The organism is Paraburkholderia sp. GAS82 (assembly GCF_050436285.1).
Lineage (GTDB): Bacteria > Pseudomonadota > Gammaproteobacteria > Burkholderiales > Burkholderiaceae > Paraburkholderia > Paraburkholderia phenazinium_B.
In genome coordinates, this window is sequence record NZ_JBNDLX010000005.1 from 224895 (window position 1) to 242730 (window position 17836).

The 17836-nt window shown below is 63.1% G+C and carries 20 protein-coding genes; 6 read left to right on the plus strand and 14 right to left on the minus strand.

Annotation, left to right across the window (positions count from 1 at the left end; all coding sequences use genetic code 11):
- Position 1: 1 nt before the first annotated feature.
- From P3T17_RS17430 to P3T17_RS17475, 10 genes are all read right to left on the minus strand, one after another.
- Complete coding sequence (locus P3T17_RS17430; RefSeq protein ID WP_083611754.1) at positions 2-799, minus strand: alpha/beta hydrolase; 798 nt, start codon at positions 797-799, stop codon at positions 2-4.
- A gap of 148 nt (positions 800-947) precedes the next feature.
- On the minus strand, positions 948-1655 hold the full coding sequence (locus tag P3T17_RS17435) for a response regulator (RefSeq protein ID WP_074269064.1): 708 nt from the start codon (positions 1653-1655) through the stop codon (positions 948-950).
- 210 nt (positions 1656-1865) lie between these two features.
- Positions 1866-3068 carry a 3-oxoadipyl-CoA thiolase gene (pcaF, locus tag P3T17_RS17440; RefSeq protein ID WP_429408151.1) on the minus strand — a complete coding sequence of 401 codons (1203 nt, stop codon included), beginning with the start codon at positions 3066-3068 and terminating at the stop codon, positions 1866-1868.
- A gap of 336 nt (positions 3069-3404) precedes the next feature.
- Positions 3405-4385: a D-erythronate dehydrogenase gene (gene denD / locus P3T17_RS17445; protein WP_429408153.1), complete on the minus strand. Its 981-nt coding sequence runs from the start codon at positions 4383-4385 to the stop codon at positions 3405-3407.
- Positions 4382-5173 carry a 2-oxo-tetronate isomerase gene (gene otnI / locus P3T17_RS17450; RefSeq protein WP_429408155.1) on the minus strand — a complete coding sequence of 264 codons (792 nt, stop codon included), beginning with the start codon at positions 5171-5173 and terminating at the stop codon, positions 4382-4384. Before otnI ends, denD begins: the two co-directional genes overlap by 4 nt.
- 108 nt (positions 5174-5281) lie before the next feature.
- The gene (locus tag P3T17_RS17455) at positions 5282-5938 is read right to left on the minus strand and encodes an aldolase (RefSeq protein WP_429408157.1); all 657 of its coding nucleotides are present in this window, start codon (positions 5936-5938) and stop codon (positions 5282-5284) included.
- Positions 5935-7260 (minus strand): 3-oxo-tetronate kinase, encoded by a 1326-nt coding sequence (gene otnK / locus P3T17_RS17460; protein ID WP_429408160.1) that lies wholly within the window; start codon positions 7258-7260, stop codon positions 5935-5937. Before otnK ends, P3T17_RS17455 begins: the two co-directional genes overlap by 4 nt.
- Before the next feature lie 13 nt (positions 7261-7273).
- Positions 7274-8167 carry an L-threonate dehydrogenase gene (ltnD, locus tag P3T17_RS17465; RefSeq protein ID WP_429285954.1) on the minus strand — a complete coding sequence of 298 codons (894 nt, stop codon included), beginning with the start codon at positions 8165-8167 and terminating at the stop codon, positions 7274-7276.
- Between the two features lie 94 nt (positions 8168-8261).
- Positions 8262-8966: a FadR/GntR family transcriptional regulator gene (locus P3T17_RS17470; RefSeq protein WP_429408162.1), complete on the minus strand. Its 705-nt coding sequence runs from the start codon at positions 8964-8966 to the stop codon at positions 8262-8264.
- A gap of 41 nt (positions 8967-9007) precedes the next feature.
- A complete protein-coding gene (locus tag P3T17_RS17475) occupies positions 9008-9277 on the minus strand; it encodes a hypothetical protein (RefSeq protein ID WP_429408163.1) in 270 nt (89 codons plus the stop codon).
- Here P3T17_RS17475 and P3T17_RS17480 point away from each other — a divergent pair.
- Positions 9276-10109 carry an IclR family transcriptional regulator gene (locus P3T17_RS17480; RefSeq protein ID WP_429408165.1) on the plus strand — a complete coding sequence of 278 codons (834 nt, stop codon included), beginning with the start codon at positions 9276-9278 and terminating at the stop codon, positions 10107-10109. The genes P3T17_RS17475 and P3T17_RS17480 overlap by 2 nt on opposite strands.
- A 110-nt stretch (positions 10110-10219) precedes the next feature.
- Here P3T17_RS17480 and P3T17_RS17485 read toward each other — a convergent pair whose 3' ends face one another.
- The 4 genes from P3T17_RS17485 to phnF form a co-directional block, all read right to left on the minus strand.
- Complete coding sequence (locus tag P3T17_RS17485; RefSeq protein WP_429408167.1) at positions 10220-11422, minus strand: M20 aminoacylase family protein; 1203 nt, start codon at positions 11420-11422, stop codon at positions 10220-10222.
- Positions 11423-11499: 77 nt separating this feature from the next.
- Positions 11500-12057 (minus strand): phosphonate metabolism protein/1,5-bisphosphokinase (PRPP-forming) PhnN, encoded by a 558-nt coding sequence (gene phnN, locus P3T17_RS17490; protein ID WP_429285956.1) that lies wholly within the window; start codon positions 12055-12057, stop codon positions 11500-11502.
- A complete protein-coding gene (locus tag P3T17_RS17495; RefSeq protein WP_429408169.1) occupies positions 12054-12806 on the minus strand; it encodes a DUF1045 domain-containing protein in 753 nt (250 codons plus the stop codon). Before P3T17_RS17495 ends, phnN begins: the two co-directional genes overlap by 4 nt.
- A complete protein-coding gene (phnF, locus tag P3T17_RS17500; RefSeq protein ID WP_074269076.1) occupies positions 12803-13561 on the minus strand; it encodes a phosphonate metabolism transcriptional regulator PhnF in 759 nt (252 codons plus the stop codon). The genes P3T17_RS17495 and phnF overlap by 4 nt, the downstream gene beginning before the upstream one ends.
- Positions 13562-13739: 178 nt before the next feature.
- Between phnF and phnG the strand changes: the two genes are divergently transcribed.
- From phnG to phnK, 5 genes are read left to right on the plus strand one after another with little or no spacing between them, the layout of a single operon-like run.
- A complete protein-coding gene (phnG, locus tag P3T17_RS17505) occupies positions 13740-14222 on the plus strand; it encodes a phosphonate C-P lyase system protein PhnG (RefSeq protein WP_429408171.1) in 483 nt (160 codons plus the stop codon).
- 23 nt (positions 14223-14245) lie between these two features.
- The gene (gene phnH, locus P3T17_RS17510) at positions 14246-14872 is read left to right on the plus strand and encodes a phosphonate C-P lyase system protein PhnH (protein ID WP_074269515.1); all 627 of its coding nucleotides are present in this window, start codon (positions 14246-14248) and stop codon (positions 14870-14872) included.
- On the plus strand, positions 14872-16113 hold the full coding sequence (locus tag P3T17_RS17515) for a carbon-phosphorus lyase complex subunit PhnI (RefSeq protein ID WP_429408173.1): 1242 nt from the start codon (positions 14872-14874) through the stop codon (positions 16111-16113). Before phnH ends, P3T17_RS17515 begins: the two co-directional genes overlap by 1 nt.
- Positions 16110-17057 (plus strand): alpha-D-ribose 1-methylphosphonate 5-phosphate C-P-lyase PhnJ, encoded by a 948-nt coding sequence (locus P3T17_RS17520; protein ID WP_429408174.1) that lies wholly within the window; start codon positions 16110-16112, stop codon positions 17055-17057. Before P3T17_RS17515 ends, P3T17_RS17520 begins: the two co-directional genes overlap by 4 nt.
- Complete coding sequence (phnK, locus tag P3T17_RS17525) at positions 17054-17836, plus strand: phosphonate C-P lyase system protein PhnK (RefSeq protein ID WP_074269079.1); 783 nt, start codon at positions 17054-17056, stop codon at positions 17834-17836. Before P3T17_RS17520 ends, phnK begins: the two co-directional genes overlap by 4 nt.

Here is a 17836-nt window from a genome sequence, read left to right on the forward strand (position 1 = left end):
CTCACGTTAGCATAGCGGGACGCTGCAGGAAGGCAAGCGTGCGGTCGGCAACGGTATCGCGCTCGTTGTCGAGTGTGATCATGTGATAGCTGTCGGTCAGGCGCACGAGCGTGACATCGCGGCTACCGAGGTGTTCGCAGACGAATTCCGCAGAACGGATGCTCGTCACTTCGTCCTCCTCCGAGTGCATCACCAGCGTTTCACAGGCCACCTGCGGGAGCGCGCGTCTGACTGCAAAACGCATCCAGTCCACCTGAGCAATCGCTGCGAGCGGCACGTACGGATAGTGCACGCCACTGCCTTTTTTCAGCGCGCGACGAATCAGGTTGCGGATACGATCGTTCTTGATGCCGAACGGCTCACCCTCCGGCACGCGAATCAGATGACGCAGTCCCGGCACGCAATACATCAGGTAACGCAGCGGACGCAGGCGCGAACCGCCCCAGCCGTCGAGGAAGAGCGGCGGCGACAGCAGGATCAGGCGGCCATGCGTCATCCGCTCACGGGCGCTCAGCATCACCGCGAGCAAGGCGCCCATCGAGATGCCCGCCACGTCGACACGTTCATAGCGCGTGATCAGATCGCGATACGTGCGGCTAAGCAACTGCATGTAGTCGCGCAGGCTGACGCTGCTCAACTGATCGGGACGCGAACCGTGTCCCGGCAACGACGGCAGATACACATCGCAGCCGATCTGCTCGAACTTGCGATCGAGTGAGCCGAAGTCGTGCCGCGTCCCGCCCAGGCCATGGATCATCAATACAGCGTGTCTGGAAAGAGGTAAGACGCGGGCGGACATGACGCAGCTCGTAAATGAACAAGCTTGCGATACTAGCTACGCAACGCGCGCGCGACTGTCGATTTGAAACAGGTCTATGTGGAGTTTTGTCGGCTATTCAAAGGCGACTCCGGGGCCCTTCCGAGGCTATTTGCAACCGGTTGGCAAGTTACTCCCATGCCACCTTGCTGAACTGATAGCCCTTGCCGCGCACCGTCTTGATACGCTGCGGCGTGCCGGAATCGTCATGCAGCTTGCGGCGCAGCTTGGAAATGCCGCCGTCGATGGAGCGATCGAGGCCGTCGAACTCGATGCCTCTCAATTGCCGCATCAGGTCGTCGCGGCTCACCACTTCGCCTGCACAACTTACTAGCGCCCACAGCAGGTCGAATTCCGCGGAGGTCAGATCGGGGCGCGTGCCGTCGGGCAGCGTCACCATCCGGGCAGCCCGGTTGATCTCGAACTTGCCGAACGTAAAGCGCTCCGGCTGGCCGGAGATTTCCGTGGCGCGCCCCGAAACACGGCGCAACTGCGCCTTGATGCGAGCGAGCAGGACGCGCGGTTCGACCGGCTTGTGGACATAATCGTCTGCGCCGAATTCGAGGCCCAACACTTCGTCGAACTGTTCGTCGCGCGCGGTGACCATGATAATCACGCCGTTGAACTGCTCGCGCGCCTCGCGGCAGATCTGGAAACCGTCCTTGCCCGGCAGGTTGACGTCGAGGATCACCAGATCCGGCTGCCGTTTGAGAATGGCGGGCACCGCTTCGTTGCCGTGCAGCACGACCTCCACTTCATAGTCGTGCTTGCGCAGATAGCCCGCCACTAACGCGGACAGGCGGATGTCGTCTTCAACGAGCAGGATGCGGAAAGGCATGAGTAAATTGTCTGGCGCTGACGGGATTTCAGCCGCTGCGAGGCTGTTGGTAACCTCTTAGCATAGCCGATAGTTTTTGCGCAATTCGAACCACGCGACAAAACTCGACAATTATCCATGCAACTCGACACGAAGACAGGACGAACGCGGGCCGCAATAACAAAAGCCCCATTCGCCAACGAATGGGGCTTCTACAACGTACTAAAAGAATCAGACGCGTTCAATCGCGATCGCAATGCCCTGACCGACGCCGATACACATCGTGCAGAGGGCGAAACGGCCCTGCGTGCGCTGCAGTTGATACATCGCCGTGGTCACGAGCCGCGCGCCGCTCATGCCGAGCGGATGACCAAGCGCAATCGCGCCGCCGTTCGGATTCACGCGAGCGTCATCGTCCGCGACACCCAGCGTGCGCAATACCGCGATCCCCTGGGACGCGAACGCCTCGTTCAATTCGATCACGTCGAACTGATCGATCGTCATGCCCAGGCGTGCCAGCAGCTTTTGCGTGGCCGGCGCCGGGCCGATGCCCATCACGCGCGGTGCAACGCCGGCGGTCGCGATACCAAGCACACGTGCCCGCGGTGTCAGGCCGAACCGCTTGGCCGTCGCTTCGTTCGCGAGCAGCAGCGCCGCGGCGCCGTCGTTCACGCCTGAGGCGTTGCCCGCTGTAACGGTGCCGTCCGGACGTACCACGCCTTTCAATTTGGCAAGCGCTTCGAGACTGGTTTCCCGCGGATGTTCATCCTGCGACACCACCAGCGGATCGCCCTTCTTCTGCGCAATCGTGACCGAGACGATTTCCTGCGCAAGCGTGCCGTCGCGTTGCGCACGCGCGGCCTTCTGCTGGCTGCGCAGTGCAAACGCGTCCTGATCCGCACGGCTCACCTTGTAGTCGGTTGCGACGTTTTCGCCGGTCTCCGGCATCGAATCGACACCGTAAAGCTGCTTCATTAGCGGATTGACAAAACGCCAGCCAATTGTCGTGTCGAAGATATCGGCCTGGCGCGAGAACGCGCTGGTTGCCTTGCCCATCACGAACGGCGCACGGCTCATGCTTTCGACACCGCCCGCCACCATCAATGCCGCCTCGCCCGATTTGATCGCGCGCGCCGCGATGCCGACGGCGTCCATGCCCGAGCCGCACAACCGGTTGACGGTGGAACCCGGTACGTCTTGCGGCAAACCCGCCAGCAGCAGCGACATGCGCGCGACGTTGCGGTTATCTTCGCCGGCCTGGTTGGCGCAGCCGTAGATCACGTCGTCGATGGCGTTCCAGTCGACTTCCTTGTTGCGCTCCATCAGCGCCTTGAGCGGCACGGCGCCCAGGTCGTCGGCACGCACCGACGACAACGAACCCGCATAGCGGCCGATCGGCGTGCGAATCGCGTCGCACAGGAAAGCTTCAGTCATGTGATGTCTCCAGTTGAATACTTGCACCGCTTGCCTCGCCGTTACAGGCGCGGCTGGCGCGTCGCGCGAGTGGAACCGCGTTCGCGGCCACCCGTCGCAGCGAGCGGAAGGGTCATTCGGAGCTTATGCCGCGACGCGACGTGCCGCAAACCCTTCACTGCGCAATCAGGATAGCAGTGAACCGCTTTGGCCGACTCCGAGTTGTTCGATATACGAACAACAGATCGTATATCGAACATTCAGCCCTGATGATAGGCGTGGCGCGGAAACCGTGTCAAGTGCGGCGAGTTTCGCCAATCGGAGACAAACATCGGAAGAATCAGGCTTTGCCGCCTGTCAACGAGGCTGAATGTGCTCATCCTCGATGTAGCTGCGGATCACATCTGCAAAGCTCGACTCGCCTTTCAGACCGAGCTGCTCCGCACGCGCGGTGTCCCACCGGCCGGGCCAACTGCCGACAATCTTCTCAATGCGTGGGTCCGTCTGCCACTCGATGCGCTTGACCACCTCATCACCTGCGACTTCGCGCAGCGCGGCGACCATCTCATCGACACTGACCGAAATACCCGGCAAATTCACCGCACGAAGGTTGCCGAGCGCGGCGGCGTCGATTTCGAGCCCCGCGATCAGACAGGCAATCGCTTTGCGCGGCGAAAGCAACCACAGGCGCGTGCCGCCGGCCACCGGGCAGATCGCCGCCTCTCCGTTCAGCGGCTCGCGAATGATGCCGCTCGCAAACGACGACGCCGCAGCATTCGGCTTGCCGGGGCGCACGCTGATGGTCGGCAGGCGCAACACCCGACCGTCGACGAAGCCACGCCGCGTGTAATCGTTCAGCAGCAACTCGGCAATCGCTTTCTGCGTGCCATACGAGGACTGCGGATTCAACGCCGTATCGTTGCGCACGACGTCCGGCATATCGCCACCGTACACGGCGACCGAACTCGTGAACACGACGCGCGGCCGATGCGCGCGCAACCGGCAAGTTTCCAGCAGCAGACGCGAGGCATCGAGATTGATGCGCATGCCGAGATCGAAATCCGCCTCGGCCTGCCCACTGACAATCGCGGCCAGATGGAAGATGGCTGAAGTCTGCTCGTCGATCACGCGCTCAAGCACGTCGGACTCGGCGATATCGCCCACTTCGGCGCGCACCCGGCTGTCGCTGAATCCGCTAGCGGCGACGACGTCGAGCAGCACGAGTTCGGTAATCGGTTGCGGCTGGCCGTCCGGTCCCTTCAGTTCGCCGCGTGCCAACAGTTCGCGTGCGAGACGTTGACCGAGAAACCCCGCGCCGCCAGTGATCAGTACTTTCATGATGTCTGCCGTCCCTGATAGTTCCTGAGCCAGCCCAAGCCTTCCGACGTCCCTGCCCGCGGCCGATATTCGCATCCGACCCAGCCGTCGTAGCCGAGCTTGTCGATCAGATCGAACAGATAGGGGTAGTTCAGTTCGCCGATATCCGGCTCGTGCCGCTCAGGCACACCGGCAATCTGGATATGCCCGATGCCGGCCATATCGCGTTTCAGCTTGAATGCAAGGTCGCCCTCGACGATCTGGCAGTGATAGCAGTCGAATTGCACCTTCAGGTTGGGCGCGCCCACTTCCGCGCAGACCGATTGTGCGTCGTCCTGACGATTGAGAAAGAAGCCAGGGATATCGCGCGTATTGATCGGCTCGATCACGATCGTGATCCCATCGGCCTGCGCAGTCCTGGCGGCATACGCCAGGTTCTGCAGATACACCTCGCGATGCCGTTCGCGCGATTGATCCGCCCCAATCAGGCCGGCCATCACATGCAGCGAGCGATTGCCGAGCTGGCGGGTGTAGTCGAGCGCGGTATCGAAGCTGCGGCGGAACTCTTCTTCGCGGCCCGGCAGCGATGCAATTCCACGCTCGCCGCCCGCCCAGTCGCCCGGCGGCGCGTTGAAGAGCGCTTGGGTCAGGCCGTGATTGGCGAGGCGTTGCTTGAGCTCCTCGGCCGGAAAATCGTAGGGAAACAGAAACTCCACGGCCTTGAAGCCGTCTTGCGCCGCGGCGGCAAAACGGTCGAGAAAACCGTGCTCGGTGTACATCATGGTCAGGTTGGCAGCGAAGCGAGGCATTGCAGCAACTCCTTTTCTGGGGAACAGCGAAGCGCTCCGCGCGCTTCGCTGATAGGTAAATATTTTGCGCGGCGCACCGAACCCGGCGTGCACGACGCGCGCTGAGCGCTACCAGCGCGCGCCGAATACGCTACGCAACTCTTCAAGCGCTGCGTCGTCGAGCGGTGCCGGGCGCGGGTTAGTCATCAGCCACAGGCGCGCCGTCTCCTCGAACTCTTCCAGCGCATAGGATGCCTGCGCCACCGAGCGCTCCCACACCACCGGCCCGAGCCGCTCCAGCAGCACACCGCGCACCGTGCCGGCGAGCGCTGCAATCTGCTCGACCACCTGCGGGTCGCCCGGACGGCGGTAGCGGATCAACGGAATGTGGCCGACTTTCATGACGTAGTAAGGCGTGATCGGCGGCAGGACGTCGGCTTCGCTCCACACCCCCGCCAGCGTCAAAGCCACCAGGTGCGTCGAATGTGTATGGATGACGCCGCGAGTTTCCGCGTTGCGGGCATAGATGCCGCGGTGCAAGGCCAGCGTCTTCGAAGGTCTGCCGCCGGAAACCGCATTGCCAGCCAGGTCGACCTTGGCAATCTCCGCAGGATCGAGCCGGCCGAGGCAGGCATCGGTCGGCGTGATCAGCCAGCCATCGTCGAGACGCGCGCTGATATTGCCTGCGGTGCCCACGGTATAGCCGCGCTGATACAGGCTTGCGCCTGTGGCGCAGATTTCCTCGCGGACCTTCGATTCTTCACCGCTATGGATTCCTAACGTCATGACGCCGCCCCGTCGAGATGGTGCAAGGCCTTGGCAAAGAAATCGGTAGCGCCGAAGTTACCGGACTTGAGTGCGAGTGCCAGCGGTACATCGCCCGTGGTCGCGGTGGCCGGTACGCCCGGATCGATCTGCGCGCCGATGCGCAGCGTGTGCACGTCGAGTGCCTGAACCACGGCCCCCGAAGTTTCGCCCCCCGCCACCACAAACTTGCGCACGCCTAGTTCGTGCAAACCGCGCGCGATAGACGCCAAGGTACTTTCAACCAGGTGTCCGGCCTGCTCGACACCGAGTTCGCGCTGCACAGCCTTCACTTCATCGGGCGTCGCAGTCGCGTAGATCAGTACCGGTTGCTTTTCCGCGAAATGCTGGCGCGCAAACGAAAGCGCCTGTTCGACCACCGGCTCGCCGCGCGCAGCCGCCAGCGGATCGATCCGAAAGGCCGGACGGCTTTCGCGCCAGGCCGCTACTTGCGCGTTGGTCGCCTTCGAAGCGCTACCCGCCAGCACCACCGAGAGACCCTCGATTGAAGGCAACTGTCCTGCGTCTGCGGTCTTTGAAAGCAAACCAGCGCGGCGGAAATTTGCCGGCAACCCGATTGCAATGCCAGAACCGCCCGTGATCAGCTTGAGATCGGCGCACGCTTCGCCGAGTGTATGCAGATCTGCATCGGAGAGCGCATCGGTAATCGCCATGCGCACACCGTCCCGCTTTAATACGTTAAACGATTCGCGTACCGCCGCAACACCCTGCGCCACACTGTCGTAGCGAACGAGGCCAACTTTCGACTCCGTCTGCCGCTGCAGGACGCGCACCAGATTCGCATCGGTCATGGGCGTGAGCGGGTGGTTCTCCATGCCGGATTCGTTGAGCAACAGGTCGCCGACGAAGAGATGACCGCGGAAAATCGTGCGGCCGTTCTCCGGAAACGCCGGACAGGCGATCGTGAAAGCGTCAGCGGCGCCGTGCGATTGCCCGGCAGGGCCGGATAAGGCATCAAGTAACGCATCGGCCACCGGACCGATATTGCCCGCATCGGTCGAATCGAATGTCGAGCAGTACTTGAAGAAAAATTGCCGGCAACCTTGCGCGCGCAACCACTCGAGCGCGGCGAGCGATTGCGCGACCGCGTCGGCGGCTGGGATCGTGCGGGACTTTAGCGCCACCACCAATGCATCGGCTTCCACCGGTTCATCGGAGTTCGGCACGCCGATACTCTGAACCGTGCGCATGCCGCCGCGCACCAGCATGTTGGCGAGATCTGTGGCGCCGGTGAAATCGTCGGCGATGCAGCCGAGTAGCGGCTGCGAAGATAAAGTCGTCATGACAGCGCTCCTGCTACGACTTCGCCGCCGGCACGTCGATGCCGGGGAAAATCTTGATCACCGCCGAGTCGTCCTCGCCGCCGTGCCCCGCCGACGAAGCCATCATGAACATCTGATGTGCCGCAGCCGAGAGCGGCAGCGGAAATTTCGAACGGCGCGCGGTATCCAGCACGAGACCGAGATCCTTGACGAAAATATCGACCGCGGAGAGCGGCGTGTAATCGCCCTTGAGGATGTGCGGCACGCGGTTTTCGAACATCCACGAATTGCCGGCGCTATGCGTAATCACGTCGTACAGCGAGTCGGCGTCGACGCCTTCGCGCAAGCCGAGCGCCATCGCTTCCGCGGCGGCAGCAATATGCACCCCCGCGAGCAACTGGTTGATGATCTTCACTTTCGAGCCAAGCCCATGCACGGAACCCAGCCGGTAAACCTTGCCGGCCATCCCCGTTAGCACGTCTTCGCAGGCGGCGTAGGCCGCAGCAGGTCCCGAAGTCATCATCGTCATCTCACCGGACGCGGCTCGCGCTGCGCCGCCCGAGACGGGCGCGTCGAGCATCTGCAGACCGGCGGCCTCGACGCGCTTGCCGAGGTCAAGGGCGAAGTCAGGGGAAACCGTTGCGCTCGCAATTACTACGCTGCCAGGCTTCATGCTGGCCACCGCGCCGCGCTCACCGAACAACACTGCGTCGGTTTGCGCCGCGTTGACCACCAGCGTGATCACCACCTCGCACTGCGCCCCCAGTTCAGCAGGGTTTGCACAGGCCACGCCGCCGTCCGCAGCGAAACTCTCAAGCACGGCACTGCGCAGATCGCACGCGTGCACCCGAAAACCTGCCCGCAGCAACGAGCGGGCGACGCCCAATCCCATTGCACCGAGGCCGATGACTCCAACGTTTCTGGACATGCTCTACTCCGAGTGAAATTCGTATGGTTCGACGTGGCCGCGCCAACGGCATTTACCGCTGCGCGCTCGCGTCTCGAGCATCAATGCTCAAGGCTCAGCAAATGCCAGCCTCCGCGAGACGGCGGGCTGCGTTGTACATATGCGTGCGGGCAGCGTTGCGCGCTTCCATCGGATCGCCTGCGCGAATCGCGGCGACAATCGCCGCGTGTTCATCGCGCACCTGGCGCGAAAAGTCTTCGCGCAACGACTCGTTGCGGCGCGTGACGACGGTCCCAGCTTCCAGGTATTGATTCAGAAACGCGAGCGTCTTGAGGAAATAGGGATTTCCGGTGGCCACGGCGATTGCGCGATGAAAGGCCACGTCCTCGGCAACGCCGTCCTGGCCCTCGGCCGCCGCCTCATCGATCTTCGCCAGCGCGGCGTCAATCGACATCATGTCGGCGTCGCTGCGTCGCATCGCGGCTTCGGAGGCGACCTCGGCTTCGATCGCCCGGCGCAACGCGAGAATCTGCAACACCGAGCCAGCCTCGACCGCTTCCGCGTAGTCGATGCGCAACGGCCGGATCGCGCCGTGTGCCGCGATGAAGACCCCGCTGCCCTGACGCGGCTCCACCACACCCTCGTTCTTCAGGCGCGAGATCGCTTCGCGAATCACCGTGCGGCTCACACCGAACTGCCCGGCCAGCACGGCTTCCGTTGGAAGCTTGCCGCCGCGCGCGAAGGTGCCTTTATCGATCTGCTTGAGCAGTTGCTGCGCGACCGTGTCGCTGAGGGCACGGGCGGGAATCTTCTCGAACATGCGAGTCCCGATTGATCATGTTATCGGGTCATCATACAAATTTACGCCATCGGCTGCATCCGCGAAAACCCTGGGCGGATCACCCGCCCCGCCCGATAATCCGCCTTGTGCAAATCGCCCGTCGATACGCCGCATTCGGCCCAGCGCCGCCAGCAAACAAAATCGGCGAGGTTGGCGAAACGCAGGGCATAAGCTATCTTCACGGCTTTCTGCGCCTGCGCGCGGCCGGGCAACGCACCGTTGGCCCAACTTCGCTGCGCGGGCCAGCGGCGTGCCCATCCGTTACCCCATGCATTCCTGAAGAGGCCCATGAGCAAAGCCCCCCAAGCGTCTCCTGCCGATCCGTCCAGCGCCCCCGACGCGGCGGACGCTCCGGACAGACCGGGTGATTCCTACGTGCAGTCGTTCGCACGCGGTCTCGCGGTGATTCGCGCGTTCAACGCGGAACGGCCGGAGCAGACGCTGACCGACGTTGCTGCCGCTGCCGGTCTCACCCGAGCCGGGGCACGACGCATTCTGCTGACACTGCAGACGCTCGGCTATGTCGAAACCGAGGGGCGCCTGTTCCGCCTGACGCCGAAGATTCTCGACCTCGGCTTCGCCTATCTGACGTCGATGCCGTTCTGGAATCTGGCCGAACCGGTGATGGAAGAGCTTTCGGCGCAGGTCCACGAAAGCTGTTCGGCAGCGGTGCTCGATCGCACCGAGATCGTCTATGTGCTGCGCGTGCCGACCCACAAGATCATGACGATCAACCTGTCGATCGGCAGCCGCCTGCCGGCGTATTGCACGTCCATGGGCCGCGTGCTGCTGGCTGCGCTCGACGACGAAGCGCTCGACGCCACGCTCGGCTCCACGCCTTTGTACGCTCACACGGCGCGCACGGTCACCGACAAGGAAGAGTTGAAAAAGATCATCGCCCAGGTGCGCCGTCAGGGGTGGGCGATCGTCGATCAGGAACTGGAAGGCGGCTTGATTTCGTTGTCCGCACCGATCCGCAACCGGCAAGGGCGCGTGATCGCGGCGATGAACATCAGCGGCAATGCACAGCGTAATTCCGCCAAGCAGATGGTGAAGGCTTTTCTGGAGCCGCTGCAGCAGGCGGCGCAAAACGTGTCGGACCTGGTGGCGCGGCGCGGGTAGGTGGTCGCACCCGCTGTGTTCTCACCCGCGCTCGCCTCAGTCCACTACCCTATCCACCGCTTTATCTGCCGTGTCCCGCAGCGTTAAAGTCAGGGTATCCAACGACTCGCTCACTGGTCCAGATAGCGCTCGACGAGCCGCGTCCAGTACGCCGCACCCACTGTCAGGTTGCGGTCGTTGAAATCGTAGTGCGGGTTGTGCACCATACAGCCGTCCTCGCCCACGCCGTTGCCAATGCGCAGAAACGTGCCCGGCCGCTTTTGCAGCATGAACGCAAAGTCTTCGCTGCCCATCAGCATGTCCGTCTGTGCGACCACCTTGTCGTCGCCCACCAGTTCGCGCGCCACTTCAATGGCGAAATCCGTTTCGGTATCCGAATTTACTACCACCGGATAGCCTTCGATGTACTCCACCACCGCCTTCGCGCCATAACTTTCCGCCTGGCTCTCGGCCAGCTCAGTGATGCGCTTTTTCAACAGCGCGCGCACTTCCGGATTAAACGAACGCACGCTCAATTCCAGCCTGGCTGTACTTGAGATCACGTTGTTTGCGGTGCCCGCATGCATCGAGCCAACCGTTACAACGGCGGCCTGTGACGGGTCGACGTTGCGCGCCACGATGGTCTGCAAGGCCATCACGATGCTGGCTGCTACGACCACTGGATCCACCGTCATGTGTGGACGCGCAGCATGGCCGCCAACGCCTTCAATCGTGATGATGGGCTTGTCGCCCGCCGACATGAACGGCCCCTTGCGAAACAGCAATACCCCCGGTTCCGCGCCCGGATGGTTGTGCATGCCAAACACCGCATCGCAGGGAAAGCGTTCGAACAGACCGTCTTCGATCATCTTCTTCGCACCGCTGTCGATCCCGCTTTCTTCAGCCGGCTGGAAATATACGTGTACCGTGCCCGAGAACCGCCGCGTCTTCGCGAGCTGCTCCGCAGCGCCGAGCAGCATGGTGGTGTGACCGTCATGGCCGCACGCATGCATCTTGCCGTGGTTACCGCTCGCGTACGGCAGGCCGGTCTCTTCGACGATCGGCAGCGCGTCCATATCAGCGCGAATGCCGATGCTGCGCTTGCCGTCGCCCACCTTGAGCGTGCCGACCACACCCGTGCGTCCCACCCCGCGCGTCACCTGCCAGCCCCATTGTTCGAGCTTGCCGGCCACCAGCTCAGCCGTCGCGACCTCTTCGTAGGCCAGCTCCGGATGATGATGAATGTGGTGGCGGATTTCCCGCAGGCTCTCGGCAACAGGCGCGAGATGTTCGACTTCAGTGAACTGGCCGGCGGGATGGGATGCTTCGCTCATCGTGGACTCCAAATGGTTTTAGCGCCGCAATCAATACGGCGAACTGACGACGACGATAGTATGCCCTTGCTGCGAAATCAAAGTCCGAAGGCGACAGCGCCGCGTACTACTTCGACGAAGGCGTGGCCGGCGTCTTCGAGCGCGCCGGAGTTGTCGATCGTGGTCATGTGCACGCCATCCGGCAAGGAAAACGGCGCCCGCCGCGCGAGACGTGCCGCGACCTGTTGCGCGCTTTCGCGTGCCCGTGCGCCGAGACGTGCTTCAAGCACGTGAGGCGCAGCGTCGATATGAACCACGTCGACCGATGGATAACGCTCGAGCGTTTGCTGCAGATGCTGGCGCGAACCGTTGATGACCACGGTGCAACCCTGCTCGAGCCACGCGTCGAGCTCGATGCCGATGCCGTAACGCAGCCCATGGCTCGACCATTCGAGCGCAAAAAGGCCAAGGGCGGAGCGTACTTCGAACTCCTCCAGGGTCAGCTCGACGTGATCCTCGCCGTTGCCGCTGGCCCGCGTAATGTATCGATGCGCAAACAGGATGGGCTCCCCTACGACACGCTTGCGGGCGAAGCCCAGCAGCGAATCCTTGCCCGCGCCGGACGGGCCCATCACATAGATCAGACGGCCATTCACTGTTGCTCCACTCCCTCAGTCTGAAACGGCAGACGCTGCCACAGCACGAAGGTTTCACCCGGCGCCGGTTCGACGAACAGCGCCGCACTGTCGACCATCAGCGGACCTAGCGCAGCAATCCTGTCATGCCACCACGCGACGAGCGCCGCGCGTTCGTGCGCGGCTTCGAGCGAACTGGACAACGTCATGTGAAAACGGAACTCGTCGAACACGTATGGATAGCCCCATTCGACGAGCAGATCGCGCTGGCGATCGGTCAGCGGCGTAGCGAGACGGCGCGCCAGGTCCGCAGCGGAAGGCTTGGCGCGCAAACCGTCGAGCGTACGCAGAGCGCTCGAGGCCAACTCGCGCATGCTGGCTTCGCCGATGGGCTCAGCCGGCCGTAGCGCGACAAAATCGCCAAGCGTGGCGGCTTCCACCGGCAAGACAAAGGGCTTTTGCTGTTGCGCCCAACGACGCGCATCGTCAAGTACTCCACGCGGCGTGACACCGTCAGCAAGCCGAAAGGGAGCGACCAGCGTGCCGTGCCAGCCGTAGCGGCGTGGCGCTTTCGTCAGCTCGCTGACGCTGCGCGTGAGCGCCGCCGGTTGCGGCGGCGTGTAAGGAACACCACTCTCCACATCGCCGCCGAGCCATTCGGAACCAGCCAACCACCACGCGGAATCGCGCGACGGCGCGTAATACACCGCGAAACGCGCCTGCCCAGACCATTCGAACGCTTCGTTCTCCTTCCACGCCGCGTCGCTCATACGTCGTTTTCCACCAGCAGTTGCACGCGGTCCGCCGCAAAATGCGTCACGCCATATTTGATCGGCGTACCTTCCACGTCGACGTCGACGTTCTCAACCCACAACACCGGCTGCTGCCGGTTGATATTCAGCCGCCGCGCGACTTCCGGCTCGGGCAGCACGCTGCCGATGCGGCTCCACTTACGCAAATAGTCGGTTACGCCGAACTCGGCCAGCGCCTTCGTGATGCCACCGGTGCGTTCAAGCACGTCAGGCAGATCCGCGAAACGCGCAGCTGGATACCAGCTGCGTGCGAAGGTCAGCGGCACGCCGTCCGACTCGTGCATCGACTCGATCCGGTAGACCGCCGCGCCGGCGCGCAAGCCGAGCGCCTTGGCGACGTTCGGTTCGGCCTTCGCCCGGGCCGCCGACAACATGGCGCCGGCCGCCGCGTGATGCTGCTGGCGCAGGTTCTCGGTGAAGCGTGTACGGCGGCCGATCGTATAGTCGATCGCGCCGGGCTGCACAAAGGTGCCGCGCCCCTGCTCCACACTCACGAGGCCGAGCGCCGCCAGCCCAAGCATGGCGCGGCGCACCGTGTGACGGTTGACGTCAAAGCGTTTGGCAAGCTCGCCTTCGCTCGGCAGGCGCCCTTCCGCGCCGAAACCACTGGCCGCGATCTCGGCCGCGAGGATCTGCTCGATCTGCCGCCACACGGCAACGCCCGCGCCCCGTTCGAGCTGTTTGCCCGGCGTAGCGGTGTCGTTCGATGTCATGGTGCTGTCATTCCCTTCAGTTCAAATATTCATTGTGACGTGCATTGTAGTGCGCAAGCCGTGATGGAAATATGAAAACACGAGCGTCCTGCAAGCACAACTATCTTATCTCTAAACGTCTAGACGTTTAGACGAATAGATGGTCAAATGTCTACTCGCCGGACCAACAGGAACCTCGATGAGCGCCTCTTCCGCCACGCCCTCCTCCGCCATGCGGCGCGCATGGATGGCCGTGCTTGCCCATACGCCGCGCGCCGAACTTGAAGCCGCACTGAGCCACGCGCTGGACGGCGCGAGTCCGCCGGAATTCGACTGGCTACGGCCGCCCGAAACCGGTCTCGCCATGGTGCGCGGCCGCGTCGGCGGCAGCGGCGACGCCTTCAATCTCGGCGAAGCCACCGTCACCCGCGCCACGCTGCGCTTGCGCAGCCCGGCCGAGCAGGCGCCGGTGGGCGTGGCCTGTCATCTGGGCCGCGACCGGCGTCGCGCCGAACTCGCTGCGCTGGCCGATGCGCTACTGCAATTGCCTGAGCAGCACGCGCGGCTGCATGGCCAACTGATCGAACCGCTCGCCGCGCAGCTCGCCGAAAAGCGCGCGGCACGGCGAGACGAAGCCGCGTCGACGCGCGTCGAATTCTTCACCATGGTGCGGGGCGACTGATGGACAACCTGACAAAAAACGCGATGAACTCCTCACAGATTGCCCTCTCCACGCTTGCCCCTGGTTTTGTGGATCCGGTGCACGACACCCAGGCGGTGTTCCGCACGCTGCTCGATGCGCTATCGCGGCCGGGCACGGTGGGTGTCGTAGAGAACGTGCTGCCCGCATCGCAGGCATCCGGCACACACCGCTCGCGCGCCGAACTGGCTGCTTTAGCAGCGCTTCTGACACTGTGCGATTACTCGACACCCGTATGGCTCGCGCAACCGGACGCCGCGCTGGCCTCGGCATTGCGCTTTCATACCGGCGCACCGCTCGTCGACGATGTGCACGACGCTGCGTTTGCGTATATCCATGACGCCGCGCTGTTGCCGGAACTCGAACACTTCTCGCTCGGTGCGGCGGAAACGCCAGAGCAATCGGTGACCTTGCTGATCCGCGTCGATGCGCTGACCGGTGGACCCAGCGTCGTGCTGAGCGGCCCTGGCATCGAACGCACGGCCACCATCGCGCCGCTCGGGCTGCCCGAACATTTCTGGCGCGAGCGCGCCAGCCTCGCGCCGCTGTTTCCGTGCGGCATCGATTGCTACCTCGTCTGCGGCAACACGCTGATCGGTCTGCCGCGCACAACTCATGCAAAGGTGAACTGATGTACGTTGCCGTCAAAGGTGGAGAACGCGCGATCGAAGCATCGTGGCGTCTGCTCGACAAGTCGCGCCGCGGCGATACGCGGCTCGCCGAATTGGGCGTCGGGCAGATCCGCGAACAGTTGCGGCTCTCGGTGGCCCGTGTGATGACCGAAGGTTCGGTGTACGACGAAGATCTCGCAGCACTTGCCATCAAGCAGGCCGCCGGCGATCTCGTCGAAGCGATCTTTCTGCTGCGAGCGTATCGCACGACGTTGCCGCGCTTCGGATATACGCAGCCGCTCGACAGCGAAGCGATGGTGGTCGAGCGTCGCATTTCGGCGACCTTCAAGGATCTGCCGGGTGGGCAGTTGCTCGGCGCTACTTACGATTACACGCAGCGTCTGCTCGATTTTTCGTTGATGGCTGACGAACAGGCAAACGGTGGGAGTACTGATGGCGCTTTACACAGCGCTGCTGCCACGGCCGCCGCTCAGCGTGCAGCGCTCGGCGACACCAGGCCCGAATCGATGCCCAGGGTCGTCTCCCTGCTCAACAAGGAAGGCCTGATCGAACAGGAAAAACCCGCACCGGGCTCAGCGGAGCCCGGCGATCTGACACGTGAGCCGCTCTCGTTTCCGGCAGACCGTGCAACACGTTTGCAGAATCTCGCGCGCGGCGACGAAGGCTTCCTGCTGGCTATGGGCTATGCGACGCAGCGCGGTTACGCAAACTCGCATCCGTTCGCGGGCGAAATCCGTTTCGGCTCGGTCAGCGTCGAGATGGAACTCGATGAACTGGGCGAAGCCGTTGAGATTGGCGAGATCGACATTACCGAATGTCAGATGATCAACCAGTTCGCCGGCAGCCGCGAGGTTCCGCCCACCTTCACGCAGGGCTACGGTCTCGCCTTCGGTCACTCGGACCGCAAGGCGATGGCCATGGCGCTGGTGGACCGCGCGCTGCGTGCCGAAGAGCTGGGCGAAACGCTCGCATCGCCGACCCAGGATATCGAATTCATGCTGTCGCATAGCGATAACGTCGAAGCCTCCGGCTTCGTCCAGCATCTGAAGCTGCCTCACTACGTCGACTTCCAGGCCGAACTCGAACTCGTGCGCCGTTTGCGTGCGCAACATGCGGCACAAGTTGCGGAAGCGGAACCGGCTACAGAAGCGACGCAGGCGAAATCAGCAGCAGAACCTGCAGAAACGCCGCAGACGCTGCAACCCGCCAACGGCCACGATCATCAGGAGCAAGCCGCATGAACGCGCCCGATCCACAACTTACCGGCGGCGCGCCATACGACCGCGCGGCCGAAGGCTACAACTTCGCCTATCTCGACGAGCAGACCAAGCGGATGATCCGCCGTTCGCTCCTGAAGGCCGTCGCAGTACCTGGCTATCAGGTACCGTTCGCTTCGCGCGAAATGCCGTTGCCTTTTGGTTGGGGCACGGGCGGGATTCAGGTGACCGCTGCGATCATTGGCCGCGACGACACGCTCAAGGTGATCGACCAGGGTTCGGACGAGACCACCAACGCGGTCAATATTCGCCGCTTTTTTGCGCGCACCACCGGTGTAAAGACCACGCGCCGCACATCGGAAGCGACGATTGTGCAGACCCGTCACCGCATTCCCGAAACGCCGCTGACCGACAAGCAGATTCTCGTCTATCAGGTGCCGATGCCCGAGCCGTTGTACCGGCTCGAGCCGCGCACCGCCGAAACCAAGAAGCTGCATGCGCTGGCCGACTACGGTCTGATCAGCGTGAAGCTGTACGAAGACATCGTGCATCACGGTGGAATCGCTACGACCTACGACTATCCGGTGATCGTCAACGAGCGCTATCTGACGTCGCCCTCGCCGATCCCGAAGTTCGACAATCCGAAGATGCATATGAACGCCGCGCTGCAACTGTTCGGCGCGGGCCGCGAGCGGCGCATCCATGCCATTCCGCCGTACACGCGAGTGCGCAGTCTCGACTTCGATGACCATCCGTTCGAAATCCAGCACTGGGAACATGCGTGCGCGCTGTGCGGATCGAGAGAAAGCTTTCTCGACGAGATGATCGTGGACGATCAGGGCACCCGCATGTTCGTGTGCTCGGATAGCGACTACTGCCACGACCGGCGCGAACAGCAGACTGGCGACGCGGGCGAAAGCGACGCGCCAGACGCGCTCGTCAAGCACGCTGAAGGAGAATCCGCATGACCGCACGCCTCACACCGCTGATGAGCGCCCGCGCCATCACCAGGCAATACGGCGGCCGTAACGGCTGCAGGAACGTGAGCTTCGATCTGTATCCGGGCGAGGTGCTGTGTATTGTCGGCGAATCGGGTTCGGGCAAAACGACCTTGCTGAACACGCTGGCGCTGCGAACCGAGGCCGATAGCGGCACGCTGCACTATCACGCCACGCACGGCGAAAAGCTCGACTTGCTGGCCATGTCCGAGCCGCGCCGGCGTTTGCTGATGCGCACCGAATGGGGCTTCGTCCAGCAAAATCCGCGCGATGGCCTGCGCAGCGGCGTATCCGCGGGCGCCAATATAGGCGAGCCGCTGATGGCGGTCGGCGCGCGCCACTACGGGCAGATTCGCGCTACCGCGACGCAATGGATGGAGCGCGTGGAACTCGACGCAACGCGCATCGACGAATTTCCCGCCGCGTTTTCCGGCGGCATGCAGCAGCGTCTGCAGATCGCGCGCAATCTCGTCACCGGGCCGCGCCTCGTGTTCATGGACGAACCCACCGCCGGTCTCGACGTCTCCGTGCAGGCGCGTCTGCTCGACCTGTTGCGCACACTCACCAGCACGCTGCATCTGTCGGTGCTGATCGTCACGCACGATATCGGCGTGGCGCGTCTGCTCGCGCATCGTTTGATGGTCATGCAAGGTGGTGAAGTGGTCGAATCGGGTTTGACCGATCAGGTGCTCGACGATCCGCAACACCCATACACGCAAACGCTGGTTTCTTCCGTCCTGCCGGTTTGA

Coding starts and splice junctions, on each gene's coding strand:
- otnK (WP_429408160.1), bottom strand. CDS start 7,260: ATGACGACTTTATCTTCGCAGCCGCTACTCGGCTGCATCGCCGACGAT.
- phnK (WP_074269079.1), top strand. CDS start 17,054: ATGACCGCACGCCTCACACCGCTGATGAGCGCCCGCGCCATCACCAGG.
- denD (WP_429408153.1), bottom strand. CDS start 4,385: ATGAAAGTACTGATCACTGGCGGCGCGGGGTTTCTCGGTCAACGTCTC.
- P3T17_RS17520 (WP_429408174.1), top strand. CDS start 16,110: ATGAACGCGCCCGATCCACAACTTACCGGCGGCGCGCCATACGACCGC.
- P3T17_RS17475 (WP_429408163.1), bottom strand. CDS start 9,277: ATGGGCCTCTTCAGGAATGCATGGGGTAACGGATGGGCACGCCGCTGG.
- phnH (WP_074269515.1), top strand. CDS start 14,246: ATGAACTCCTCACAGATTGCCCTCTCCACGCTTGCCCCTGGTTTTGTG.
- ltnD (WP_429285954.1), bottom strand. CDS start 8,167: ATGTCCAGAAACGTTGGAGTCATCGGCCTCGGTGCAATGGGATTGGGC.
- pcaF (WP_429408151.1), bottom strand. CDS start 3,068: ATGACTGAAGCTTTCCTGTGCGACGCGATTCGCACGCCGATCGGCCGC.
- phnG (WP_429408171.1), top strand. CDS start 13,740: ATGAGCGCCTCTTCCGCCACGCCCTCCTCCGCCATGCGGCGCGCATGG.
- P3T17_RS17430 (WP_083611754.1), bottom strand. CDS start 799: ATGTCCGCCCGCGTCTTACCTCTTTCCAGACACGCTGTATTGATGATC.
- phnF (WP_074269076.1), bottom strand. CDS start 13,561: ATGACATCGAACGACACCGCTACGCCGGGCAAACAGCTCGAACGGGGC.
- P3T17_RS17485 (WP_429408167.1), bottom strand. CDS start 11,422: ATGAGCGAAGCATCCCATCCCGCCGGCCAGTTCACTGAAGTCGAACAT.
- otnI (WP_429408155.1), bottom strand. CDS start 5,173: ATGCCTCGCTTCGCTGCCAACCTGACCATGATGTACACCGAGCACGGT.
- P3T17_RS17455 (WP_429408157.1), bottom strand. CDS start 5,938: ATGACGTTAGGAATCCATAGCGGTGAAGAATCGAAGGTCCGCGAGGAA.
- P3T17_RS17435 (WP_074269064.1), bottom strand. CDS start 1,655: ATGCCTTTCCGCATCCTGCTCGTTGAAGACGACATCCGCCTGTCCGCG.
- P3T17_RS17495 (WP_429408169.1), bottom strand. CDS start 12,806: ATGAGCGACGCGGCGTGGAAGGAGAACGAAGCGTTCGAATGGTCTGGG.
- P3T17_RS17515 (WP_429408173.1), top strand. CDS start 14,872: ATGTACGTTGCCGTCAAAGGTGGAGAACGCGCGATCGAAGCATCGTGG.
- P3T17_RS17480 (WP_429408165.1), top strand. CDS start 9,276: ATGAGCAAAGCCCCCCAAGCGTCTCCTGCCGATCCGTCCAGCGCCCCC.
- P3T17_RS17470 (WP_429408162.1), bottom strand. CDS start 8,966: ATGTTCGAGAAGATTCCCGCCCGTGCCCTCAGCGACACGGTCGCGCAG.